Annotated in this window: 20 protein-coding genes; 9 read left to right on the forward strand and 11 right to left on the reverse strand. The window is 45.4% G+C overall.

Annotated features, from left to right (window positions below; genetic code table 11):
- Positions 1–156: 156 nt before the first annotated feature.
- From QUA01_RS08350 to QUA01_RS08360, 3 genes are all read left to right on the forward strand, one after another.
- Positions 157–1143: a calcium-binding protein gene (locus QUA01_RS08350; protein ID WP_333089083.1), complete on the forward strand. Its 987-nt coding sequence runs from the start codon at positions 157–159 to the stop codon at positions 1141–1143.
- Between the two features lie 526 nt (positions 1144–1669).
- Complete coding sequence (locus tag QUA01_RS08355) at positions 1670–2731, forward strand: calcium-binding protein (protein ID WP_333089084.1); 1062 nt, start codon at positions 1670–1672, stop codon at positions 2729–2731.
- A 171-nt stretch (positions 2732–2902) separates the two neighbouring features.
- Entirely contained in the window at positions 2903–3946 is a 1044-nt protein-coding gene (locus QUA01_RS08360) for a calcium-binding protein (RefSeq protein ID WP_333089087.1), read from the forward strand.
- 78 nt (positions 3947–4024) lie between these two features.
- Here QUA01_RS08360 and QUA01_RS08365 read toward each other — a convergent pair whose 3' ends face one another.
- The 3 genes from QUA01_RS08365 to QUA01_RS08375 form a co-directional block, all read right to left on the reverse strand.
- Positions 4025–4183 (reverse strand): hypothetical protein, encoded by a 159-nt coding sequence (locus tag QUA01_RS08365; protein ID WP_333089088.1) that lies wholly within the window; start codon positions 4181–4183, stop codon positions 4025–4027.
- A 38-nt stretch (positions 4184–4221) separates the two neighbouring features.
- On the reverse strand, positions 4222–4344 hold the full coding sequence (locus QUA01_RS08370; protein WP_333089089.1) for a hypothetical protein: 123 nt from the start codon (positions 4342–4344) through the stop codon (positions 4222–4224).
- Positions 4345–4561: 217 nt separating this feature from the next.
- On the reverse strand, positions 4562–5038 hold the full coding sequence (locus QUA01_RS08375) for an ankyrin repeat domain-containing protein (protein WP_333089090.1): 477 nt from the start codon (positions 5036–5038) through the stop codon (positions 4562–4564).
- Between the two features lie 36 nt (positions 5039–5074).
- Between QUA01_RS08375 and QUA01_RS08380 the strand changes: the two genes are divergently transcribed.
- Positions 5075–6334 carry a lipid-A-disaccharide synthase gene (locus QUA01_RS08380; protein WP_333089092.1) on the forward strand — a complete coding sequence of 420 codons (1260 nt, stop codon included), beginning with the start codon at positions 5075–5077 and terminating at the stop codon, positions 6332–6334.
- A 185-nt stretch (positions 6335–6519) separates the two neighbouring features.
- Here QUA01_RS08380 and QUA01_RS08385 read toward each other — a convergent pair whose 3' ends face one another.
- Both QUA01_RS08385 and QUA01_RS08390 read right to left on the reverse strand, forming a co-directional pair.
- Positions 6520–6690: a YqaE/Pmp3 family membrane protein gene (locus QUA01_RS08385; protein WP_333089093.1), complete on the reverse strand. Its 171-nt coding sequence runs from the start codon at positions 6688–6690 to the stop codon at positions 6520–6522.
- Positions 6691–6729: 39 nt separating this feature from the next.
- Positions 6730–7674 (reverse strand): fused MFS/spermidine synthase, encoded by a 945-nt coding sequence (locus QUA01_RS08390; RefSeq protein ID WP_333089096.1) that lies wholly within the window; start codon positions 7672–7674, stop codon positions 6730–6732.
- 175 nt (positions 7675–7849) lie between these two features.
- Between QUA01_RS08390 and QUA01_RS08395 the strand changes: the two genes are divergently transcribed.
- The 3 genes from QUA01_RS08395 to priA all read left to right on the forward strand — a co-directional run bounded on the left by QUA01_RS08395 (position 7850) and on the right by priA (position 12186).
- Positions 7850–8092, forward strand: coding sequence for a hypothetical protein (locus QUA01_RS08395; protein ID WP_333089097.1), 243 nt, complete (start codon positions 7850–7852; stop codon positions 8090–8092).
- A 152-nt stretch (positions 8093–8244) separates the two neighbouring features.
- Positions 8245–9315: a sensor histidine kinase gene (locus QUA01_RS08400; RefSeq protein WP_333089098.1), complete on the forward strand. Its 1071-nt coding sequence runs from the start codon at positions 8245–8247 to the stop codon at positions 9313–9315.
- Between the two features lie 285 nt (positions 9316–9600).
- Positions 9601–12186 carry a primosomal protein N' gene (priA, locus tag QUA01_RS08405; protein ID WP_333089101.1) on the forward strand — a complete coding sequence of 862 codons (2586 nt, stop codon included), beginning with the start codon at positions 9601–9603 and terminating at the stop codon, positions 12184–12186.
- 360 nt (positions 12187–12546) lie between these two features.
- On the opposite strand, the gene QUA01_RS08410 is transcribed toward priA, so the two are convergent.
- Positions 12547–14007 (reverse strand): 16S rRNA (cytosine(967)-C(5))-methyltransferase, encoded by a 1461-nt coding sequence (locus QUA01_RS08410; RefSeq protein ID WP_333089103.1) that lies wholly within the window; start codon positions 14005–14007, stop codon positions 12547–12549.
- A gap of 161 nt (positions 14008–14168) precedes the next feature.
- On the opposite strand from QUA01_RS08410, the gene QUA01_RS08415 reads away from it, so the two are divergent.
- Positions 14169–14903 carry a Uma2 family endonuclease gene (locus QUA01_RS08415; RefSeq protein ID WP_333089105.1) on the forward strand — a complete coding sequence of 245 codons (735 nt, stop codon included), beginning with the start codon at positions 14169–14171 and terminating at the stop codon, positions 14901–14903.
- A 259-nt stretch (positions 14904–15162) separates the two neighbouring features.
- Here the strand turns inward: QUA01_RS08415 and QUA01_RS08420 are convergent, their stop codons facing one another.
- Positions 15163–16239, reverse strand: a complete 1077-nt coding sequence (locus QUA01_RS08420) for a lysylphosphatidylglycerol synthase transmembrane domain-containing protein (RefSeq protein WP_333089106.1) — start codon at positions 16237–16239, stop codon at positions 15163–15165.
- 103 nt (positions 16240–16342) lie between these two features.
- Here QUA01_RS08420 and QUA01_RS08425 point away from each other — a divergent pair, with 103 nt between their 5' ends.
- Positions 16343–18388, forward strand: coding sequence for a S8 family serine peptidase (locus QUA01_RS08425; protein ID WP_333089108.1), 2046 nt, complete (start codon positions 16343–16345; stop codon positions 18386–18388).
- A 152-nt stretch (positions 18389–18540) separates the two neighbouring features.
- Here QUA01_RS08425 and QUA01_RS08430 read toward each other — a convergent pair whose 3' ends face one another.
- The 4 genes from QUA01_RS08430 to pruA form a co-directional block, all read right to left on the reverse strand.
- Positions 18541–19020, reverse strand: coding sequence for a hypothetical protein (locus QUA01_RS08430; protein WP_333089109.1), 480 nt, complete (start codon positions 19018–19020; stop codon positions 18541–18543).
- 153 nt (positions 19021–19173) lie between these two features.
- Complete coding sequence (locus QUA01_RS08435; RefSeq protein ID WP_333089111.1) at positions 19174–20814, reverse strand: glycosyltransferase family 39 protein; 1641 nt, start codon at positions 20812–20814, stop codon at positions 19174–19176.
- A 14-nt stretch (positions 20815–20828) separates the two neighbouring features.
- Complete coding sequence (locus tag QUA01_RS08440) at positions 20829–22448, reverse strand: glycosyltransferase family 39 protein (RefSeq protein ID WP_333089113.1); 1620 nt, start codon at positions 22446–22448, stop codon at positions 20829–20831.
- A 422-nt stretch (positions 22449–22870) separates the two neighbouring features.
- A complete protein-coding gene (gene pruA, locus QUA01_RS08445; protein WP_333089115.1) occupies positions 22871–25846 on the reverse strand; it encodes an L-glutamate gamma-semialdehyde dehydrogenase in 2976 nt (991 codons plus the stop codon).
- Between the last annotated feature and the right edge of the window lie 2 nt (positions 25847–25848).

Here is a 25848-nt window from a genome sequence, read left to right on the forward strand (position 1 = left end):
TTCTGATGAGTTCCGCATGAGAAAATTTATATATTGGTCGGGAACTTAAAACAGTTTCATAAATTCAGTATTGTATAAGTTCCCGATCCGCGATCGATCGCCAGCGAAATTAATTGCTTTTTATTGTCAGGCTCATCAAAACCCTAGGGGGAAAACATGGCTAACTACGCAATTTTCGACGAACAATACTACCTAGCTCAATATCCTTGGGTCAAACCCGCCATTGATGCAGGAATCATCAAATCCGGCAAAGAACACTTTGAAAAATACGGTCAAGCCGGCGGCTTAACTAAAATATCGCGGTATTTTGACGAAGCTACTTACCTCGCCGCCAACCCAGACCTTCAACCCTTCGTCCGCACAGTCAATCCCAACGCACCTTTTGCAACCGGTCTCGATCACTTTATTCAATTCGGCTACGATGAAGGACAGCGCCGGGCCTCCGTATCTCCCGAATACAACGAAAGCTTTTATTTAGCAAACAACTCAGAACTGCAACCGTTTATTCAGAACGGAACTTTCAAATCTGGGTACGACCATTTCATTAAATTCGGGGCCAAAGAAGGTCGTTTTGGAACTTCATTTTTTGAACCGGAATACTTAAAAGAAAATCCCGATATCGTACCGTTTGTCAACTCAGGAAACTTGAAAACCGGTCGCGAACACTTCTTCAATTTCGGCAAAAATGAGCCCAGCCGGTCTGCGACTTTTGTCGGCAGCCGCAGCAACGATGTCATCACTGGTGCAGGCGCGGGAAATGCGGAACTTGTCGGAGTGGAAGTAGGCATCGATCGCAACGGGAACCGGCAGTATGAAAGCTTTGGCACCAATGAATTCGATGTGCTGACCGGCAGTCCGGGCATTGATACATTCGTCCTCGGAGTTCCAGCAGCAGCCCAGAATCCCTCCGCGACACCCCTGTATACGGGTAACGGTCAAGCTACAATTCGGAACTTCGACATAGAAAACGATTTGATCCAACTGCAAGGAAATTCTTTAAACGACGGCTACACTCTGAATCCCGTTGGCAACAATTTATCAATCCAGCGTTTTGGAGATGTGCTGGGCGTGATTGAAGGAGGTGCAACTTTGGGTTTGACTTTCCAAGAATCTAACGGTAACGGTACTTTCTTAATTGGTTAGTCATTAGTCATTAGTCATTGGTCAGTAGTCATTAGTCATTAGTTAGTAGTCAGTAGGGGCAGTTCCCCGTGCGGGCCGTCTTAGTAGTGATTAGTGATTAGTCATCAGTCATCAGTCATCAGTCACTAGCTAATGCTGTTGATTGATGACTTTTGATTGGTTGGGCAATTGTGCCGTAAAATAGTTTGATCGATCGCACTTTTTATTCTTACTTAAAAAAGCAAAAATGAATTACGATATCTTTGACGAACAATACAACCCGTCGCTTTGACACGATCGCTGTCATTGAAGGCGGCGCAAATGTCAAGTTGAATTTATTACCACAACTTAATGGTTCTCTACTTCTACTTGGGTAGAAATCTCGAAGCTATTGGGGATTTGGCTGATTGTTGCTGGGGAGTGCGATCGCTAATTGAGCTTTAATGAGATTAGACAATGAAAAAAAATCACCCTATCGGGTGATTGTCTCAATTCCAGATGATTGATAAATTGCACAAACAGCCAATTAAAGCCGCAGGAGGAAAACATGGCTAACTACGCAATTTTTGACGAAAAATACTACCTTTCGCAGTATCCTTGGGTCAAGCCAGCGATCGACACAGGAGTTATCAAATCTGGACAAGAACACTTTGAAAAATACGGTCAAGCCGGCGGCTTAACTAAAGTATCGCGGTATTTTGACGAAGCTACCTACCTGGCTGGCAACCCAGACATCGCTGCCTTAGTCCGCACCCCCAACAACCCAAATGCACCTTTTGCGACCGGACTAGACCACTTTATCCAATATGGTTACGAAGAAGGTCGCACTCGCGTATCGCCTGAGTATGACGAAGCGTTTTATGTAGCAAATAACCGACAGTTGCAGCCGTTTATTCAGAATGGAACTTTTAAAAACGGCTACCAGCATTTCATTGAATTCGGCATCAAAGACGGTCAGTTTGGGACTTCATTTTTTGAAACAGAATACTTACAAAAAAATCCCGATGTTCGGCCGTTTGTCGAATCGGGAGCCTTGAAAACTGGTCGGGAACACTACTTCAATTTCGGCAAAAACGATCCAAGCCGCTCTGCGACTTTTATCGGAAGTTCCGGGAATGACATGATTGCCGGTGCTGGGGTGGGAAATACCGAATTAATTGGAACTGAAGTAGGTTTACGTACAGGTAATGGCTTTGGCGAGGGCCGAGTGTATGAAGGTGACGGCAGCAATGAATTCGATACTCTCATTGGCGGTAGCGGCCGCGATAAATTCGTACTCGGAGACCTTATAGAAGGCAGTAAGGGGAATCCGGCCGGAACCGCAACATTCTATATCGGGCCGGGTTTTGCGACAATTCGGAACTTTACGAAAGGTGAGGATAGCATCCTGCTAGGAGATAATTTATCACCTTTCTCAGATCAATTCTTGATATTGCCGATCAACAACAATCGAGATTTAGCTATCCAAACGAACGGCTTGTTCGTCTCCCGTCCAGATGGAAGTCCGGGAATTAGTAGCTTTGACACGATCGCTGTTATTGAAGGTGGCGGAAATCTCAGTTTGAATGTATTACCAGAATCTACTGTTTTTAGATTTTTACTTGGCTAGAAATCTCTAAGCTATTGGGCATTTGGCTGATTGTTGCTGGGGAGTGCGATCGCTAATTGAGCTTTAATGAGATTAGACACTGAAAAAAAAATCACCCTATAGGGTGATTTTCTCAGTTCCAGATGATTGATAAATTGCATAAACCGCTATTTAAAGCCGCAGTATAAAAACATGGCTAACTACGCAATTTTTGACGAACAATACTACCTTTCGCAATATCCTTGGGTTAAACCTGCCATTGATGCAGGAATCATCAAATCTGGGAAAGAACACTTTGAAAAGTTCGGTCAAGCTGGCGGCTTAACCAAAGTATCGCGGTACTTTGACGAAGAAACTTATCTAGCTCAAAATCAAGATATTGCTCCCTTGGTTCGCACCCCAAACAATCCAAACGCGCCTTTTGCTTCAGGTTTAGACCACTTTGTTCAGTTTGGCTACGAAGAAGGTCGCACCCGCGTATCGCCTGACTACGACGAAGTTTTTTATTTAAAACGTCATCCGGAGATAACTCCATTCGTGGACAACGGAACTTTTAAATCTGGGTTTCAGCATTTTATCAAATTCGGAAAAACAGAAGGTAGGTACGGCACAAGTTTCTTTGAACCGCGTTACTTGCGAGACAACCCTGATGTGGCCGCAGTTGTGGAGGCTGGAGGTTTAAAAACCGGGCGAGAACACTATCTCAAATTCGGGCAATTCGAGGCAAATCGCTCTGCAATTTTTACTGGAACCAACGGAAACGATATCGTAACTGGCTTTCAAACAGGTAAAAATCAAATCAATGGACTTCAGGTGGCTTTATCCAAGAATATATTTACTCCCAATAGCTATGAAACTGTGAAATTCCAGGAATCCACCAGGGAGTTTTTCATTTCTACCAGTGAATTCGATACCCTGATTGGCACTCCCGGCTCTGATTACTTCGTTCTGGGTGATGTTTTTCCTAACAATCGACCGAGTTTGATTGGCCCAATTACATTCTATATAGGTAACGGCGAAGCAACAATTGTCAATTTTGAAAAAGGTAAGGATTTTATCCAGCTTGCAGGGAGTTTGGATCCCTTTAACATATTTCCGTCAGGTGGAGACTTAATCATCGAAAAATTGGGAGACACAATTGCCAAAATTCTGGGCGGTGCAAATCTAAATCTGAAACGGGTTTACATCGTAAATCCTTTCAATATTCCTGACATAGGTTATGTATTTCTCGGCTAGAAAGCAATTAATACTAACGAGAAACCCGATCGCTCCCAGCAACCGGGTTTCTCAACAACTAAGCCCGATCGCCCTTGCCTATTCCGGCAACTCGCCAAAGCGATCGCGGTATCTAACTACCAATTCTTCAGCCGTCAAATACCTGCTACCTCTTTCATCAAACCAATACAAAACTTCTAACTGCCTTTCTCCCTCCCTATATCGACCTCGACCAATGCCTAAACCCACTTCCGGCATCCAAAAAGGTTTGCCAATTTGTTGTTCGTACTCGCCGTTTATCGTTTGGCAAACTTCAAACGGTTGATCGAGTTTTGATTTTCGTTATCCACAGGAGTATCATCCGAAGAAGGAAGCTCGGCACCGGTTGGCAAACGCATTTCTCGATCGAGTGGTACCATGATATAAAAATGGCAAATTTATTAATTAATTGTATCATCCAGAAACCGGATTTATTCAATTAACCCGGCTTCTAAGTCTTTAATATATATCTTGGAAAAGTCAAATTCACCCCCCGCAAGTCCCCCCTCCCGCGGGGGGAAACAAGAAATAATCTTGCCTCCTCCCCGCGAGTTCGGGGAGGGTTGGGGTGGGGTGCACTGTATTTTTGCAAAAGTTCTAATGCCGATCGCGCGCCAGCTTCAAAACCTCAACCACATCTTGATGATGTTCCGAAGATGCCCAAATTAAAGCAGTCCAAGTATTATTATCCTTAGCTTTAATATCAGCACCCGCCTCCAGCAAAACCTGCACAACATCAGCGCGCCCGCTACCCGCCGCACTCATCAAAGCCGTCAAACCAAAATTAGTTTTAGCATTCACATCCGCCCCCGCATCCAGCAAAAGCTGTACAATCTCGCTATGTCCGGCAGCAGCGGCACTCATTAACGGCGTCCACCCGTCATTATCCTGACTGTTAGCATCCGCGCTTGCTGCGAGGATTTTTTTGACAATTTCAGCGTTGCCAGCCTCAGCCGCAGCGGTCAAAGCCGTCGCGCCTTCGCCATCTTTGGCGTTGATATCTGCGCGTTGTTCGATCGCACTTTCCACAGCCACAATATCACTCATCTTGACGGCATCAATTAAATCGGTCATAAATTCTCCGTTGTATCCTTTCAAATATTAAATCCTATGGCAGTCGATATTTTAATCCTCTCCAACGGGCCCGGAGAATTAGCAACTTGGGTGCGTCCCGCCGTGCAAGCATTGCGCCAGCAATTGGCAAACAGCGGCACAGAAGCCCGAATCTCGGTAGTGCTGTCCCCCTGTCCGCACGCCACGGGGAAAGAAGCACAAATCGCATCTTCCTATCCAGAAGTGGACAGAGTGCAAGCACCGGAGCATTTTTTTTCATTCCTATTATCGGGCAAAACTGCCCAAAATTGGGATTGGCACGAAACCGGAGTTGTTTTATTTTTAGGTGGCGACCAATTTTTTACAGTTGTTATTGGCAAAAGGCTAAAATATCGCACTGTTACTTATGCGGAATGGGACGCGCGGTGGTATCGCTGGATTGATAAGTTTGGGGCGATGAAACCGGAAGTTTTTGCTAAAGTTCCGAAAAAATATGCTGATAAATTTACGGTTGTGGGAGATTTGATTGCAGAAGTAGGCGATCGCCAATCGGAGGCAAAAGACGGCGCACCGCCCCCACGGGAAATAGAATTAATTGGATTGTTACCGGGTTCTAAGGCGGCGAAATTAGCTTTAGGTGTGCCTTTATGTTTGGCGATCGCCCAATCCATCCACCGCATCCGACCTCAAACACGCTTTGTAATTCCGGTTGCGCCTACCATAGATGTGCAAACTATAGCAGGTTTTGCCGACCCAAAACAAAATCCTTGCCTGCATTTATTTGACAGCGCCAGCGCCGAACTGCATTTAACAGAATCGCCGTTTTTGCAGACAGCAAATAACTTAAAAATAGAACTTTGGACTGAGACTCCAGCTTATGATTTACTATCGGAATGCAGTTTGTGTTTGACTACTGTGGGGGCGAATACTGCGGAATTGGGTTCCTTAGCTGTACCGATGATTGTGTTGATTCCGACGCAGCAGTTGGATGCGATGAAGGCTTGGGATGGTTTGCCGGGATTGCTGGCAAATTTGCCGTTAGTCGGTTCTGTTTTTGCGACGGCGATTAATTGGGCAATCTTGCAATTGGGGAAGGGAAAACTTTATGCTTGGCCGAATATTTGGGCTGGGGAGGAGATTGTGCCGGAGTTAATCGGGCGGCTGGAAGCGGATGCTGTGGCGGATTTGGCGATCGACTATTTGAGCCATCCTGATAAATTAGCACGAATGGGCGATCGTTTGCGTGCAGTTCGAGGAGAATCCGGTGCCGCGAAAAAAATTGCTGAATTGGTTTGTCAAGAAATTGAGGTGCAATAATCAATAAAACCTTGTAAATATCGTAGGGTGCGGATCTATCAACCATCTCCAAATAAACTCGAAAATTTGGCAGCGACGCACCTTACAAAAATAGCTTAACCTTGTAAATATTGTAGGGTGCGTCGCTATCCACCATCTCCAAATAAACTCGAAAATTTGGCAGCGACGCACCTTACAAAAATAGTTTAACCTCGATCGTGCTTAGCAATCACCCAAACAGCGTGGATCGTACCCGGAAACAAGAAAAAACAGCTTAGAACCAGGTTGATCCAAAAATCTCTGCCGATGCCGACAGTCAAAAATACGCCTAGAGGGGGAACAAAAATTGCAGCGAGTAGGCGAATTAAATTGCTCATCTCAGTTACTCCAAACGACTTTTCTCTTTCAATTTAGCTTCACTGACTGACAGAACCTTTCCCGAAAAACTTAGGCGGTGCTGCCATAGTGTAAACTTCGGTTTCCTCGGCGATTACCCGCCGCAAGTGACCGGGAACTTGCATCAACCCCAACAGTGTAATCCCATCCAACATCCGCAACCCGCCGGTTGTTTTTTCGGCCAGTATTTTGTCGGTAACTTCGGGTTCTGGCCGCGTGTTTATTTCCTGGCTTGAAGCTATGGCAAAACCCCAAGGAGCTCCGTAGGTAGAAATAAAGCTGGTGCAGGATTGAACGTTGGGAAATACCGATTTCAGGGTGTTGACGATGCGGGCGTGCATTTTCATTTCTGCCGGAGAAACGGGGCCCGCTTGTACTACAAAATATCCGTCAGGTGACAGTATTTTGCGGACTTTCTCAAAATACTCCTTGGTAAATAACTGAAAAGATGGGCCTTCTTCAATAGGATCTGACAAGTCAGAAATGACAATATCCCAATCGCTGTCGGTATTGTCTAAATAATCCAAGGCGTCGCCGATTACTACTTCGCAGCGCGGGTCGTCAAAGGCATTTTGGTGCATTTCTGGCAGGTGTTCGCGGCAAGCTTCTACTACTTCGCCGTCAATGTCGATCATCACGACTTTTTCGACTGTTTTCCAGCGCAGCACTTCTCTAATTGTAGCTCCTTCTCCGCCGCCGAGCACGAGCACTTTTTTGGGCGAACCGTGAGCAATCATGGCTGGGTGCACGAGGGGTTCGTGGTAGAGAAACTCGTCGCCGGTACAAGATTGCCATTTGCCGTCCAAAACTAAGCCTTTGCCGTAGGTACCGGTCTGAACTACGTACATTTCTTGATAGGCAGTTTTCTTGTAAGCGAGGACGCTGATGATGCCGTGAACGTAAATATCCCAGGGGGTAATGTACTCGCTCATCCAAAAGTCTGCACGAACTTCGCTACCTGACATCAATTACTCTCCAAATATAGAATGCTGTCTCGATGTTGTCACAAGTAGTATTTCTTAGCACAAAATGGTGCGGGTGCGTAAGTGCGATCGACACACAAGAGTGAAATTTCTCAGCAATCGTATAGTGTGATTGCGTTCTGGGAGATAGGGCACTTGGCTCGTTAGTTGAGATTGCTTGTGGTCGATCGCCCTGGGCGGCTTTTGTACAAATCTTGTCACTCATCTGGCAATTTTTCACGCCCTGGCCCTCCGACAAATGCGCGATCCTCTCGAATGCAAGCAACCCTTGCGGAGTGCGGTGCGATCGACCCCGGGCGATCGCAACGGGAACGATGGCGAGTGCAGGGATGAAAAACTGCGATCGGTTTTAACTTGCTTTGTTGTTAATCTCTTGACATTTTCAATGAATATTAGATAAGATTTTTAGATCGAGCAAAATAAAGGAGTTATTAATTTTATCAACAAAAATGCCGGAGCGAGCTGCGACTAAATTATAAGTAAGTTAAGCGTGCAACTCAAATTCACAATCTAACTTTTGTGAGATTATTTTTGGGTTTAAAGTAATAGCAAATGGAACCAACAGACTGGGAAAATGCAATTAAAAATGTTGAAGATGAAAATTTAAGCTTGCGACAAAAATTAGAAATTTCGGAAACCGAACGCAGCCTACTAGAACTCCAGAATCAAGAAAAAGAATTTTTGCTAAAAACAGTTACTCAAGAATTTCTCGATTCAGAAAATAAATTAAAAGCAAGAATGTCTCAACTAGAAAAAGCTCTGGAAAATCAGCAAGCAATGCAGATTAAATTGATCGAAGCTGAAAAAATGTCGGCTTTGGGGATTTTGGTGGCTGGTATAGCTCACGAAATCAACAATCCAGTCAACTTTATCTATGGCAATATTACCTATGTCAATGACTACACTGGCGACATTTTAAAATTACTCGAAATGTACCAGAGTAGGTATCCAGAAACTGATACGGAGATTGAGGATTTTATTGAAGAGATTGACCTGAACTTTCTGCGGGAAGATTTGTTAAAAACTCTTTCGTCAATGAAAGTTGGCTCCGAACGCATCCGCGAAATTGTGCTGACTTTACGCAATTTTGCGCGGGTTGACGAAGCTGAAAAGAAACCTGTTAATATTCACGAAGGAATTGACAGCACTTTGTTGATTTTGCAGAACTCAACTAAGGAAAAACCGGATTGTAAAGCTATTAAAATTGTTAAAAATTATGGTGATCTACCGAAAATAGAATGTTATCCAGGACAATTAAATCAGGTATTTATGAATATCATTAATAATGCTATTGATGCGCTGCGGTATCAAGAAAAAAACCGATCGCCAGAAGAGATGGAAGCCAACCCCAGCCAAATTGAAATTACTACTTCTAGTCTTGCAGAAGATTGGGCTAAAATTAGCATCAAGGATAATGGTATGGGAATGGATGAAGCTGTAAAAGGGAAAATCTTCGATCCGTTTTTTACAACTAAACCAGTGGGACACGGGACTGGTTTGGGGCTGTCAATTAGTTATCAAATTGTGGTGGACAAACACGGCGGGAGGTTGGAGTGTATATCGACAGTGGGAGAAGGGACTGAATTTGCGATCGAGATTCCGATCGCCAAATCCCGTAGCTAAAGGGGGAGAGGGGGAAAGTTTTTTTAGTAATTACTCAAGAAATTTCGCGCTGACGCACAGGTGCGGTTAATTATCTACAGACTCGCACCAGTGCACATTGCGCGCCCTATAAAGTACCATACCTCAAGGGTTTGAGGGACTTTTTGACGGTGCCAGATAGGGCTGAGTGCTGATGCTGCACCGCACACCTATAGGTTCTGGGTAAGTCTCGATCGATCGAGCTAAATTGAGAGATAATAAAAATTCCCTATGACCGCGGCTCCTCCTAGTTTGATGTGCAACCCTATGTCTACTGTCACTTTTGGTTTATCAACCCCCTCCGCAGCAGAGGCCGGGGCATCCTACGGTAGCAGCCAACCGCCGCACCCCCCCACCGTGCGCGCAGAGTGGATCGAGGTGTTGGTGGACTCTCCTTTCAGGGGTGCGGGGGACTTGCCGGGGGAGGAAAACAAACTATTCACCTATCGCTTACCAGCCCAATTGAACGTGCAGCCGGGGGATATTTTGAGTGTACCCTTTGGCAGTCAACAGGTAGGGGCGATCGCGATTCGGTTCGTTTCTCAACTGCCAACCGACTTAGATCCGGCGCGGGTGAAAGATGTCGAAGATATTGTCACTACGGGATTTTTTCCGGCTAGTTATTGGCAACTACTAGAACGAGTATCTACTTATTACTGCACGCCATTAATTCAAGTAATTAGAGCTGCGCTACCGCCCGGTTTATTAAGCCGTTCTGTGCGTCGCATTCGCTTAATTAAAGAAGCTATTTCTCCCAATGCCGAAACATTTCTAAATCCCGCCGCTAGTCAAATATTGCAATTGCTGCAAGCTCAAAAAAACGGCGATTACACTTGGAAATATCTTCAGGGACAAGTCAAGGGAAGCTATCGGGGATTGCGAGATTTGTTGAAACGGGGTTGGGTAGAAAGTTATATAGAACCGCCCAATCCTCCCAAAGCACAATTCAAACCGGCAGTGACATTAATTCCTAGCGGCTTTGTTGTAGATTTAACCAAGCGACAACAAGAAGTATTAGAAGTTTTGCGGCTGGGCGGCGGTGAAATGTGGATGAACGATTTGCTGAGAATTTGCAGTACGAGTTCTTCTGTTGTCAAAAAATTGGCAGAAAAAGGTTGTATTGTGATCGATCAAAGGGAAGTGCTCAGGGCCGATCGCGCAATTGCTCAATTACCCGATGCGCCGAAAATTTTAACTCATTTTCAAGCTGAAGCTTTAGCGTTTATTAACAGTTTTTCGGGATTCCGTCAAGTGCTGCTGCACGGCGTTACAGGTTCCGGGAAAACCGAAGTGTATTTGCAGGCGATCGCCCCAATCCTAGCCAGTGGCAAATCCGCCCTCGTGCTCGTCCCCGAAATCGGGTTGACACCGCAACTTACAGACAGATTCCGCGCCCGTTTTGGCGAGCAAATTTGCGTGTACCACAGCGCCCTATCCGACGGCGAACGTTACGATACATGGCGGCAGATGCTCGCTGGAGCCCCGCAAATTGTCATCGGCACGCGATCGGCCATTTTTTCACCATTGCCTCACCTCGGCTTAATTATCCTCGACGAAGAACACGACAGCAGCTTCAAACAAGACGAACGAGCGCCCTGCTACCACGCCCGCACCGTTGCCAAATGGCGCGCGGAATTAGAAAATTGTCCCTTAATTTTAGGTTCTGCAACGCCAGCCTTAGAGACATTAGTGGGGACGCGCCGAGATTATTACTCATTACCAAACATCCATTATTTATCATTACCAAATCGCATTTATTCCCGCCCGATGCCACCCGTGGAAGTAGTCGATATGCGACAAGAATTGCGGCAAGGAAATCGTTCAATTTTCAGCACTTCCCTGCAAAATGCCCTGGAACAATTGCAAGCAAAACAACAGCAAGGCATCCTATTTATTCACCGCCGAGGACACAGTACCTTTGTCTCTTGTCGGAGTTGCGGCTACGTGATGGAATGCCCGAATTGCGATGTTTCGCTTTCCTATCACCACATCGGCGAAGGAAGTGCCGAAATTTTGCGCTGTCACTACTGCAACCACACGGAACGACACGCTCAAAACTGTCCAGATTGCAGTTCTCCTTACTTCAAAAACTTCGGCAGCGGCACCCAGCGAGTGGAACAGGAATTAACCAGATTGTTTCCCGAATTGCGGGCGATTCGGTTTGATAGCGATACTACTAGAAATAAGGGCGACCACCGCAGATTGTTAACTCAATTTGCTAATGGGGAAGCTGATATTTTGTTGGGTACGCAAATGCTGACGAAAGGGTTAGATTTAGCAGGAGTAACGTTGGTAGGAGTTGTGTCGGCTGATGGGTTGCTGAATTTATCGGATTATCGGGCCAGCGAACGGGCTTTTCAAACATTAACTCAAGTGGCGGGACGTGCGGGGAGAGGTGACGATCCGGGGCGGGTAATTATCCAAACTTACACTCCCGAACATCGGGTAATTCAAGCGGTGAGGCGGCATGAATATGCGGGTTTTGTGGAGACGGAATTAGCAGAAAGGGCGCTGTTGAATTATCCACCTTCGGGGCGGTTGGTTTTGTTGCGGTTGAGTAGTGTTGATGCGGCGGAAGTTGCGGTGACTGCGGTACAGTTGGCGTCTGTTTGTCAACAGTATATCGATCGACTTTCGGTGACTGGCTGCGAGATGTTGGGGCCTGCGCCGGCGGCGATTATGCGGGTGGCGAATCGCTATCGGTGGCAGATTTTGCTGAAGTTACCTGTGGATGAGTCTGTGGATTTGTCGGATTTGATCGGGTTGCGCGATTCCCTTCGGGATAGCTTCGCTTCACGCACTTCGCGTTCTGTTAGTCTAACTATTGATGTCGATCCGTTGAATTTTGGTTGATTGGTGGTGGAAAAGATAAGACGGCGGTTGAAACCTGAAGAAAACAACGTAATTTAAACTGCCGGGTATTCAACCCGCGTCGGCGGGTTTTGTCTGTATAGATGCGGTTTCAACCGCCCGGTCTTCTTTGCAATACCAGTGCGATCGCCCATTGATCAAAAATACATGATATCACAATCCTTCCGGGCAGGGTTCACCAACAATCCTTCATTCCCACCAACAATTGAAAAAAACCGCCTCGCCCAACCAACAATTTAAATGTACATTGGATTTATTGTAACAATCTAAATTGTGAATGGTCAACCGCAGATTAAGACTGATTAACGCCGATGCAATTGCGAACTTCAATCGTCTTGCAAGTTAATCTTGCTTGAGTTTAACCATAAAGAAGCCGTCCATTTGATATTTGTGTGGCCAAACTTTCACCCATCCTTCGGGTGATGGCTGTACAGGTAAATCAATGGTTGGCGGTTCGATTTGCCAGTGAGGATTGTTGTCTAAGAACGATCGCACAACTTGTTCGTTTTCTAAGGGATGAATCGTGCAAGTTGCATAAACTAATACGCCGCCGGACTTGACAAATTTCGCTGCATTTGCTAATAATTCTGATTGCAGTTGGGATTGTTGTTGAATGTTTTCAGGTGTGTGCCGCCAGCGGGCGTCGGCGCGGCGGTGGAGGGTTCCGAGGCCGGAACAAGGTGCGTCTAATAAAACTCTGTCTGCTAGGTTGATAAATTCTGGGAATTGGCGGCTGTCTCCGGTATGAATTTTGATAGATTTCATCTGGAGTCTGTCTGCATTTTCTTTAAGTTTTTTGAGTCTGCTGGCGGTTTTGTCGCAGGCGTAAATAGTGCCTGTATCCTGCATTAATTCGGCGCTGTGGGTGGTTTTCCCTCCTGGGGCCGCGCAGGCATCGATGATGATTTCTCCAGGCTGTGGATCGAGTAAATGGGTGACTAATTGAGCGCTGCTGTCTTGGATTGTCCACCAACCTTCTCTATATCCGGGGAGGTTTTTAATTGCGCCGGTGCTGCTATTTAGTCTTAATGCTTGGGGTAAGTTGGGGATTCTGCTAGTTGAGATGTTGCAAGCTGTGAAGGCGGCTTCGATTTGGGCGATCGAGCTTTTTAAGGGATTTATTCTTAGGTCAATTTTGGGAGATTTGTTGAACCATTCACAGAGTTGTTCGGTTTCGGTTTCGCCTATTTGTTCGATCCACAATTTGACAATCCAGTCGGGGAAGCTGTGCAGAATTCCTAGGCGTTCGATTTGATTTTCCGGTAATGTTAGGAAATTCAAACTCCCCCTAGCCCCTTCTTGGTAAGGGGGGGGATTTGATGTGGTTTCAGTCTCTGGTTGCTGAGGGGAATTCGGAATACTCTTAGCCCCTTCTTCTAGGGGTAATGGATGGTGCGTGCGGGCCCCGCTTGAGGGGGTTAAACGGATGTATTGTCGCAGCAAACCGTTGACAAAACTGCTGAGTCCTGAAAATCCGTTTTCTTTTGCTAGTTGAACGGTGGTGTTGACGGCGGCGGAGGGGGGGATGTGGTTGAGATATTGCAGTTGATATAAGCCTAAATGTAGGATGGTGCGGATGTCTGGCGGTTGTTGGGAGGATTTTTTTGTTGCTAGTTTGTCGATGATAAAGTCGATCGACCGCATTCTCCTGACGCTACCGTAAACTAACTCTGTGACTAAACGCCGATCGAGGTCGTTGAGTTGAGAATTGCCTAAAGTGCGATCGAGGGCGGCATCTGCAAACGCACCTCGGCGGTGGACTTCGCGGAGTGCGAGAAAGGCTATTTGGCGCGGATTTTGCATGGCTGGTTGGTTGATATGTCAAGTTATTATAGGTTGTCTGAGGATTGAAAGCGTTGTTTTCACAAGATGAAACGAGGTTGATGTTAAGTGTATAATGTAAATAACTGCTTATTTATTTGACTATTTCGAGTTTCTATACCTGTAGTAAAAGGTGATTTCTGATGACTCAAATATCTGTAAAAAGTACAAGAAATATTGAGCAACCAACTCCTGCTGATGACGATGCGAGTATTCTGCAGCTGGAAAATGGCGATCGGCTTTCACGACCTGGATTTCACGATCGCTATCTCGCCATGCCGCAGGTCAAGAAAGCCGAATTAATTGAAGGAATTGTGTATATGCCATCCCCAGTACGTCACAGAAGCCACGGTAAACCCCATGCTGCGATTACTGGATTGTTGTTGAATTACCAAGTGGCAACACCAGGGGTAGATTTAGGGATTGAAACTACTGTATTTTTAGATTTAGAAAATGAACCGCAGCCCGACGCTTTGCTGCGAATTGAGAATGGAGGAAATTCGCGAATTACTGATGATGATTACGTGCAAGGTGCGCCAGAATTGATTGTAGAAATAGCTGCAAGTACAGCATCTAAGGATTTGCATGATAAGAAAAATGCTTATCGGCGAAATGGGGTGCAGGAGTATATGGTTTGGCAGATTAACAAACAACGTTTGCATGGGTTTAGGTTGGAAAAAGGCAACTATGTTTCTATCCAACCGGATGATAATGGTGTTATTTGCAGTAGAGTTTTTCCGGGTTTGTGGTTGGCTGTACCGGCTTTGTTTTCGGGAGATTTGGCGGAGGTGATGGCGGTTTTGCAGGAGGGGATTAATTCGCCGGAACACGCGGAGTTTGTTGGGATTTTGTCGGGAGAGTCGGGAAAGGGCGATTGAAATCAGTATAGACGTGGTTTCAACCGCTGTCTTGTTTGTTCAAATTTCGTCGGGATTGATGCCCATTTCTCGCAATTTGTCGGAAAGGCGATCGGCTTTTTGTCGTTGTTCTTCCATTTGTTGCTGTTAGTGTTTTTTTGGGTGAAGTTGACACCAACGGTTCTAATCGTTTCCCTACTCTATGGCACTATTCCTATTACCTGCAATCTACAGATTCTCCGATATTTTCAGCGGGTAACTGATGCCGAAACAGTTAAATTTACCTTTTTTTAACCTGTCTGCGCTGCCGATCGCACTTAGCCACAGCAGCACCCGCAACATCCGCCAAAATGCTCACTATCCGATACAACGCCACCGCACTCAAGATTATAGCCACAGAAAAGCGATCGGACAGCAGGGCGATCGCCGTTGCTTCAAATACTCCCATCCCTCCGGGCGCACCCGGTACAACTAAACCCACAACAAACGCAAAACAAAAAGCACCGAACAAGTTCGGAATATCAATCAAATTCACCGGATTTAAAGCCATTACCGTTAGCAAAAAACCGCAGCCCCGCAATCCGATAAAACACATTTGTCCGATTAACGGCACTAAAGGATAGCGTTTAATTGGTAAATTAATTGCCGGCGAAGACTTGACACCAGATGTGTTTTTAGCTATATTGGAGCTAGACCCCAAACGCCAAGTTGGTCGATCGCCCGCAACCTCCTCAATCTCCTCCCCAATTTCCTCCCCAATCTCAGAATTTTCCCCGTTCTTCTTAGATAACTTCAACCGCTCCACAAATAGGACGATCGGATTTAAAATTCGGGGCTGAATCGCCGTTAAAATCGCAGCACAACCGAAAATCCGCAAAAAACCGTTGAATTTGTCAAAACAAATCAAACCAATCAGCACCCCCGCAGAAGCCATCAGCAGCGGTTCCAACAACACGCTGAGAATAGAAACTTTCGGCGAAATACCAGCCTTTTTTGCCTCCGAAATTCGACCCCAAAAATGCCAAATATTCCCCGGCAAATACTTGGCAATATTAGTTTTGAGAAAAATTTGAATCGCCCACCGGACACTTACAACTTGATTGAATTCCCGCAAAATCAACATCCACACCCAGCCAACAAAAATCAGAGACATTAAAGTAATGCCGAGGGCGATCGCCAGCAAGGGAAAACTTTCGGCTCGAATTTGGATGTTCGCAACTTCTCGCCAGTGAGTGAAAAAAGCTTTCGCAATAAATAAAAACGTCCCGCCCAGAATCACATAGCGAACATAAGGCTTTAAACGCGATTTCGCCAGCTTGAAAAAATTCTGAAGTCGATGCAAGTGTTGTTTTCCCATTTTCCGATCCTGATTAGTGAATTTGGGATTGTAGATTTCTTAACCACAATTTCATGTTTTATATCTAAAATTTAGATCGATCGTACTTAAGGAGTAAATTTCTATGGCCAGCCCGAGTCCAGACGGTCTTTCCTATCTTTTAGATGATAGTCCCAACAGTTTCGCATTAACTCCGGGCTTTTTGACTCCTTATCCTAACGGACTTTTTGCCCTCGGAGGTAACGATTTGATTGTCGGTTCCTCGGATGCCGATCGCCTCAACGGTGACAGCGGTAACGACAGACTCCTCGGCGGCAGCAATTCCGATACACTATTCGGTGGCGTCGGGAATGACTTGCTCAACGGCGGTACCGGCAATGACTTCTTATTTGGCAATTCTGGCAGCGATACCCTGCAGGGAGGTAGGGGAGATGATGACCTCTACGGCGGCCGCGGTAACGACGTTTTAGTAGGCGATGGAGGCACAGATACCCTGACAGGGGGTTTGGGCTCCGATACCTTCGTCCTCCGCAGCGACACGGCAGTCTCCGATCCCGCAGCCGCTGACATCATTACAGACTTTAACAGTTTTGTCGATGCGATCGGACTGACTGACAATCTTACCGAAGCTGACTTGATGCTCGAAGAAATCGCGATCGCCCCCGGCATTTCCAATACATTAATTAAAATTCGCCAATCCAATGCTATTTTAGGCTTGGTAGCCAACGCATCTCCACAAGACCTCGCCGATAAATTTATCTCTGCAAGCACCCTATTGGGAAACCAACTCAGCCAAGCCCGCGATTTAGGCGTTTTGGACAGCACTCAAACCATCACCGACTCGGTTAGCAGCGCTCAACCAGACGACATTTACCGCTTTACTTTGCCCGCAACTAGCGACTTTAAATTAACAGTCAACAATTTTACGGGTGATGTTGGCGTTGCTCTGATTAAAGATATTAATGGCGACAATTCTATTGACTTTACCGATATTATTGCTGCTTCTCAAGAACCTGGTTTATCGCCGGAGTCAATCGACCTCAAAAATTTGGCAGCAGGAACTTACTTTATCCGAGTTTCTCAATACCAAGGCAATACAAACTTTACCCTAAATCTGTCTGCAACCCCTCCAACTATTTCTGATAACAATCCAAGCAACTTACCTGGTTTTGACAGTCGTTTCGGCTTCGGTTTGGTGAATGCGGCGGCAGCAGTTGCTAAGGCTGCGGGTGTTCCAACTTTTCCTGACGTTCCCGACTTGGGCGGCGACGAGTGGGGTCGAGATTTAATCAAAGCTCCAGAAGTTTGGGCGCAAGGCTTGACTGGAGACGGCATTGTAGTAGCAGTTATCGACAGCGGAATTGACTACAATCACCCGGATTTGACCGGGAATGTTTGGAGCAATCCGGGGGAAAGCGGCGTTGATGCGGGTGGTCGCAATAAAGCTAGCAACGGCGTTGATGATGATGGCAATGGCTTTGTGGACGATTTCCGGGGATGGGATTTTGTCAACGGCGATAATGACCCGATGGATGATAACAGTCACGGCACTCATATCTCGGGTTTAGTTGCTGCGAAAAAAGATGGAGTGGGAATTACTGGAACGGCTCCGACTGCGAAAATTATGCCTTTAAAAATACTCGATAGCGCCGGAGTGGGGACAATTAACAATGAAATTGAGGCGATTTATTATGCGGTAGCAAATGGAGCAAAAGTGATTAATGTGAGTTTGGGTGGCCAACAGTTGAACGATCGAGAATTGACTGCAATTCAAGCTGCCGAAGCTCGCGGCATACTCGTAGTTTCAGCAGCGGGAAATGATGCTCGCCCGCAGGTAGATTATCCGGCTCGGTTTGCAAATGACGTAGGAATTGCTGTCGGTGCGGTTAGCCGCAACGGCTTATTTGCCGATTTTTCTAACCGGGCGGGATCAGAGCTAATTAATTACTTTGTTGCTCCGGGTGGTGATGGTGGCAGGGCAGATTCTGGTGACGTTTATTCAACTGTACCGCTTTCTCAACCGGGGATTCCCTATCGATATTTTGCGGGTACTTCAATGGGAGTGCCGCACGTAGCTGGGGTGATAGCTTTGATGTTGCAGGCAAATCCGAGTCTGACTCCTGCTCAAATTAAGCAGATTCTGGCGGAAACTGCCAATCGATCGGTTTAAATTCAATCCGGTTTGTAGTCAGGATTGTAGTCCTTTCTCATCAAAATCTCAAGAAGGAATAAAGTCCTCACTACAAACTTGATCGTAGGTTTGTATTGATGACTTTAATCCTAATTTTGTATAGTTGCAGCGTCAACCATCAACTCCGATCCTTAATAATTGGCGGCGTAAATCAAGTCAAATTTGCGGCACAGAGTGATGCAGCAGTGATTTGGTCGATCGAATACTAAATCGTATTTCATCTCGCCCTCAATTTTGGTAATCGGCTGCTTTAAGGGGATGCCGTGAATGTCATATTGGCGGCGTTCTAAGGCACTCCAGTCGATAATTTTGATGTCGATTTGGTTCTGCAAGTCACTTGCAATCAGAAATAAGTGCATCTTGTCTTCAGCTTTCCCTGTCAAGGGAATTTTGATTAACACTGACTGAGTGACGATCGGTCTTTGGTCGTTGGGATGCTTCTGGGTGTCGCAGCTTTGCAGTTCGATATCGTAAGGTTCTACCTTAAATTTCTCTCCGCTGGCGATCGCAGACGAGTGCAAGTCTTTCAGGCACTTTTCTAGATGAGGGATCAGTCCTAACTCTGGATCGCACAGCAGTTTGCGAATATTGGAGGTTTCAGTTACTGTCATTGTAGATTTTTTATGTTATTTTTAGATGCTTAATTTCTAGCTTACCCCGAAAAGCAGCCATATTCTACTCTACTTGCGACATACTTTCAAAAATTCAGTTGCTGGGCCGTATTTCACAGCGAACCAGATATTTTTTTCCCCCAATCTTTTAGATTATTTCTTAGTAATTTTCCAGAGATTGAGATCGACATTACTAACCGCCGGATTTATTTGATAGTTTTGTTGGTCAATTGCCGATCGCAAATTTGAGGACGGTCTGTATAAAAACAAGTCGCTGAAACCGCCGGGAATTGTCGGGGGTTCAGGTTTTTTTCGTGCCAATTCTTGATTTTTGTAGCAAGAAGTATAGCAGCGCGGTTCTATTAGCAGTTTGACTTGTGGTTGCAAGCGATAACTCAAAGCCATCATGTATGCGATATTCGCATCGCTGATTATTAAGGGATTGCTGGCAGAATTGACAATCGCCGCTACTTCCAATTCGGCGCGCAGCCAGCCGCTGCCTTTGTTCCACCAACTATCGGCCCCAGAACTAACTCCACCGGATATGATGCCTGCACAAAACAGTGAGACTATAACTATTTTCCACAATCTTTGCTGTTTTAAGTTATCACATTTGTTGCTAATTTTTGTAGACAGCAGGTAAGCAACTGCTAGCTGAATTCCCACATAACAAGGAACTAAATATCGCGGATTTGCCGATCGCCTGCCGCCTTTAAGTATATCGGGTAATGCTAAAAATATTGCGGTTGTGGCAATTAATAACAATACCATCAACCACACCCGCTTTGGTGTTTGCCGGCACAGAAAATAAATCGCATAGCCGACTAAAGCTAGAATCGCGATACCAGCGGGAATTATCAAGGCTAGTTGTGTGGCACTGGCACTTCCATCAATGCCAATATCAAAAAATGCTATGCTGAGGGAGCCCACCCACCTGCTAACTAATCTTAAGAGATTTGTCTGTTCTGCCCATACTGTTGTGCTTCTAATTTGATTTAAATTTTCTACAGTATTTACGAGGGTAGGCATGAAGCCGATTAAAGCAATTAAAGCGGCTACATAATAGGCAATAAATGTTTTAATATCGCGCCAGTTGGCAATCAAGGCGACGTAGATTGCATGGGCGGCGGCGACGCAGACAAATAACAAGTGGGTGTAAAATCCCATTGCTGCTGTGACTGCGTAAAGCGCCCAGTGAGAAACCAGCCAAATTGGATTTTGATTTGCTTCGGGGCGCATTGCTCGCAGCAAGGCTGCACTCGATAAAATAGTAGTTAATGTCCACAAACTGTACTGTCTGGCTTCTTGGGCAAATAAGATTTGGTAGGGAGAAATCGCGAAAATTGCGATCGCCATCCATGCTACTGCTGAGGATTCAAATAACTCCCAAGCCAGCCAATAAATGGCGGGAAATACTAGCAAGCTAATCACGGCGGCCAAACTTCTCATTGCTGTAACTGAAGTGCCGAACCATTGCGCCCAAAATCGCGCTAGTACGTAATACAGCGGCGGGTGTTGCGGGTCTTCGGTTGCTAAGGAATTCAGGCTATCGCTTAAGGTTTTTTCGGAATTTACCTGCTGGTATTTTTGTAAATCCGAGGGCGAGGTTATTTTATTGTAGGAAATTTGCTTGAGCATTTCCGCTTCGGTGTAGCCGGAAACTCTTAAAGAAGTATAGGTTTCGTCTATCCAGTAAAATTTGCCATCGAGATTGACAAATCGAAATAAAATGCCGATTGTTAATACGGCGATTATCAGAAAGCCCAACCAATTTCTAGGTAAATTAAAACGCATTTTTTAAATATTTTTTACTTGGTTCGCAACTTACTCAAAATGGTATCTCCACCTTTTAGAGAATAAATTTTTTCGATTTCATAGGGAGTCTTTTTTTCGATTTCGGCTTTTACTTCAGGGGAAATTCCGTATAAAAATATCTCCTTAAAATTTGGGGGAATTTCCACGGTTTGAGGCGGGAATACGATAAATTTAGTTTGGGGAACCAGCAGGTAACTCAGACTGAGTAAATTAGCGATTTTATCTACACTATACACCCACAAATCTGCAACCAGTAAAGGCCCAGAAGCTGAGTTAACCGTGCGGGCGATCGGGATGTTAATATAAGAACGGTCTTTATTCCACCAAGTGTCTGCCGGCAAATAGATGCAGCAAGAGATAATCCCAACAGATAGCACAGCAGCAAAAGCCAGCCTCCACAGCTTTTGCAACTGCACTGTAACTTGAGGAGATGTGATTTTGGAAGCAAAAAGATAGGCAACAGCTATTTGCATTCCTAGATAACAGGGAATCATGTAGCGCGTGTTGAGCGATCTAATTCCGCCAAAAATTATATCTGCGGGTAAAAAAATCACGACTATCACGCAGGTTAATGTCATAACAAACAACCAAACACGCTGTTCTGTATACTTCAGGAGTAAATAAAAAGAATATGCAACAATTATTAAAATCAAAAGTAGGAGCAATCTCGAATATAATCGCGGTACATTGGAGTCTATTCCTAGATCAAAAAATTGCTTAGCAATGTTATACACCCAATTGACAGCTAAGTCTGGAAGGGGAATCTTTAAAGACTGCCAAGATGTTTTTTGATTGACATTTTGGGAGTTGATTATAAAAACTAAAATCCAAGGAGAAAAAGCAATAATTCCGGTTATTGATGCTAGTAAATAGCCAATTATATTTTTTTTAAACCGCAGCTTTTCCGAGATAGCTACATATATTCCATGTCCTAGTGCTACCAGTGCAAATAATAGGTGAGAATAAAATCCCAGCGCTACTGTTACGGCATAAATTGCCCAACTACTGTTAGTTTTTAGACGCATTGCCCGCAGCAAAGCAGCGCCCGACAGCAAAATTACTAAGACAAATAAACTGTAAGGTCGAGCTTCTTGAGCGTAAACTATTTGAAAAGGCGATACAGCTAGTAAAGAAACTCCCAACCAAGCTGTTAGGGAGGATTCAAATAATTCTAAGCACAACCAATACATACAAGGCAAGGCCAGCAGGCTAAAAACTGCCGACATACTTCTAGTTACAGCTATTGAATCGCCGAACAGTTGCACCCAAAATCTGGTTGTGATAAAATACAGGGGAGCGAGTTGAGGTTCTTCTAATGCTAGACCTTTGACAGTATCGACTACGCTTTTTTCTGAATTAATCCGCTGGTATTTTTGTAAGTATTGAATTTCTCGAATTTTTCCGTCAACTACTTGCTCAATAAACTCTGATTCTGTATAACCGGACATCCGCAAAGAGGTATAAGCTTCATCTATCCAGTATACTTTTCCTCCGAGATTGCCGAAGCGAAAAAATATGCCTAAAAGTAATAAAACAACGATTAAATATCGCAGCCATTGTGGGGGAATCGCAGGGGAAAGTTTCGCGCTATGGCTGTTTTTAGGAATTTCCATAAATCAATAATTAATTAAATTTTAATGGCGACGATGGATTTATTTAACAATATATACCCTTTCTCAGAAAGATGAGGTGCTAGGAGTGGGCATAGGGCATAGGGCATAGGGCATCGCAACCAACAAGTAACAAGTAACAAGTAACAAATAACAAATAACAAATAACAACAGTTAACAGTCAACAGTGAATTTACTATTCCGATGAAGAGAGGATTTGATATAACCTCTCGAAATGTTCCGCCACAGGTTAAATTCAATGAATTCTGAATTTTTAGGTTGGTGGGGGCGGGTTTTTAAGATACCTGGTTAGGTGTCAAAAATTTTGGCGAACCCACCCCTACAAATTCTAGTTTTTACGATTTATGGTTGTTACGAACTTCTATTCAGAGGACACAAATCCGAACCATCGAATCAAAGAATGATTAATCGTCTACTCCTTCAATCGGCGCAAAACCTTGTCGCTGAATATTTTCGGTTATTGTGCGCGGTTCGAGGAATTGCAGCAAGTAATCCGGGCCGCCGGCTTTGGAACCAACTCCCGAAAGTTTGAATCCTCCGAAGGGTTGCCGCGATACCACTGCGCCGGTGATTCCGCGATTTATGTACAGGTTTCCGACTTCAAAATCGGCTTGGGCGCGATCGATATGCGAAGGCGTGCGAGAATACAATCCGCCGGTTAAAGCGAAATTAGTACCGTTAGCAATAACAATCGCTTCGCTGAAATTTTTTGCCCGAATCACCGACAACACCGGGCCAAAAATTTCTTCTTGGGCGAGAGTTGCAGTCGGCGATACTTCCGTAACAATCACTGGGCCGACAAAATAACCGGTTTCGGGTGCCGCCATTTCTAAGGCTATCTTAGCTTCGGCGCGACCTTTTTCGATGTATTCGCGGATGCGCGACTGGGCGGTGGCATCGATGACTGGCCCGACTTGAGTGCTGGGATTTTCGGCTGCACCGACGTTGAGCGATCGCGCAGCTTCTATCAATCTTTCCACAAAAGTATCGTACACCGATTCGATCGCAATTACGCGCGAACAAGCAGAACATTTTTGACCGCTATATCCAAATGCCGAATAAACCACCCCCGCCACGGCTTGGTCTAAATCCGCACTTTCATCGACAATAATTGCATTCTTGCCGCCCATTTCCGCAATTACTCGCTTCAGGTGTTTTTGGCCAGGTTGCAAAATCGCAGCATCCGCATAAATCTGACAGCCAACTTCCTGAGAACCGGTGAAGGTAATCATGTGAACATCTGGGTGTTTCACCATATACGCCCCCACGGTTGAACCTTTGCAAGGCACGTATTGAAATACGCCTTTAGGAATCCCGGATTCTAGCAAAATCTCGGCTATTTTGGCAGCAATTACTGAGGAAAATTCCGCTGGTTTGAGTAAAGTACAATTACCAGCAACCAGCGATGCAACTGTCATGCCTACGGGAATTGCGAGGGGAAAATTCCAAGGAGAAATAATCAAAGAAATGCCGCGCGGCTGATAGGTATAGCGGTTATTTTCTCCGGCTATATCGTAATTTTGCCCTTGTTCCAACCGTTCCATTTCGTCGGCGTAGTAGCGACAAAAATCGATAGCTTCGGAAACTTCGGCATCGCATTCTCTGACTGGTTTCCCGACTTCAAATACCATCCAAGCTGACAGTTCGTGCCGCCGCTGTTCCATCAATTCTGCTGCTTTTCGCAAAACTCCGGCGCGCTGGCGGACGGGGGTTTTCCGCCAACTCGTAGAGGCTGCTTTTGCTGCTTCTAGGGCTTGTTTGGCTTGCTGTTCCGAAAGCAATCCGATTTTGCCGACTATTTCTGCGGGATTGGAAGGGTTGAGGGAATTGACTGTGGTTTCGGTATTTTGGTACTCGCCATCGATTAGGGGTAAATAGGTTTTTCCTAGGTTGGCGCGCACTGATTTGATGGCTGTTTCTGCTTGTTGCCGCAATTTGGTATTGGCGTAGTCGGTATCGGCGACGTTGGGGAATACTTTGCTGTAAACTAGCTGGTCGTTGCCGTTGGCTACTGGGGCGGCTAATAATTGTTCGATCGGCATTTCTTCGGAACTTTGCCGGATAAACGAACTGTTGGCGGTATTTTCCAGCAATCGGCGGATTAAATAAGCCATTCCCGGCAACAAATCGCCGTAGGGACAGTATACTCGGACGCGATAACCCCGATCGACCAAAAGCTTCGCCAATTTGTCGCCCATACCGTACAATACCTGCATTTCAAAGCGGCGGCGCGGTATGTTGAGAGTTTCGGCAATCGCGATCGCCCTGGCTTGCGATCGCACGTTGTGACTGCCAATTGCTGCATACAAAAAATCATGATTTTCTAGAAGCAACTGCGTCATTGCTTCAAAATTTGCATCCGTAGCAACCTTGTCATTGTATACAGGTTGTGGCCAATCTTTCTGCATCGCCTTGATAGTTTCCTGATCCCAATAAGCGCCTTTCACCAGCCGTACAGTTATGGGATTGCCGCGTTTCTTAGCCCACGCAATAATATCTTGCAAATCTTGTTTGCTGTCGCGCAAATATGCCTGCAATGTGATACCAATATCCGTGCGACTGCGAAACTCTTCCTCTAACAATAAGTCTTTGAGAATGCTGAGAGTTAAACTCTTATAGGCGTACTGTTCCATGTCGAAGTGAACGGCAGTTCCCAACTCCTGGGCGCGGCGCAATAACAGGCGAATTTTATCGCTGACTTTCTCCTCGCTGCCTTTAGCATCCAGCGGGTCAAACTGAGAATAAAAAGCCGTTAACTTGACAGATACTTGCACTCGCGGCAAAGTTTCGCCATCAGCTTTGTCAATGGCATCTACCTGCGACCAATTATTCGCTGCCTTCGCCAGTTCCGCCATCAATTCCAAATAGCGGTTGAGATAACTTTCCGCTTCAGCTTCTGTAATCACAGCTTCCCCCAAAAGGTCAACTGTAAAACCCATTTTATCTTTGCGAAGTCGTTCTAAGGTTTTAATTACCTGCTTGATATTTTCCCCAGAAATATACTTGTGTGCCAAAGTTTCCACCGCAGGCGCAACCGTTGTCGCAGCCAATTGACCGGGGACAGAATCAGCGTTAGCAAAGCTGAGCAATTTTTTCAAAGCTTCGGGCAATTCTACCTCTTCCACAGTCAGGTATTCTTGCAAGTGGCGGGCAATTTCCGGCTTGCTGCGGAGGGCGGGCAAACAGTCAATAAATCGAAACAATTGGACGCGCAGTCCGGGGCTGGCCATTGCCCAATCCATCAGTTTGTCGTCCCAGCGCATTTGGTCTTGCAGTTGGCCGAAAAACGATCGCTTTTTGTCTTGAGTAGCCTTCAGGATTTCTTTAGCTATTTCCTGAGTCTTGGCTTCGTAGATGCTTGGAGATACTTGTGCGACCATTG

Origin of the sequence: Microcoleus sp. S36a_B3 (genome assembly GCF_036700745.1) — a bacterium.
Lineage (GTDB): Bacteria > Cyanobacteriota > Cyanobacteriia > Cyanobacteriales > Microcoleaceae > Microcoleus.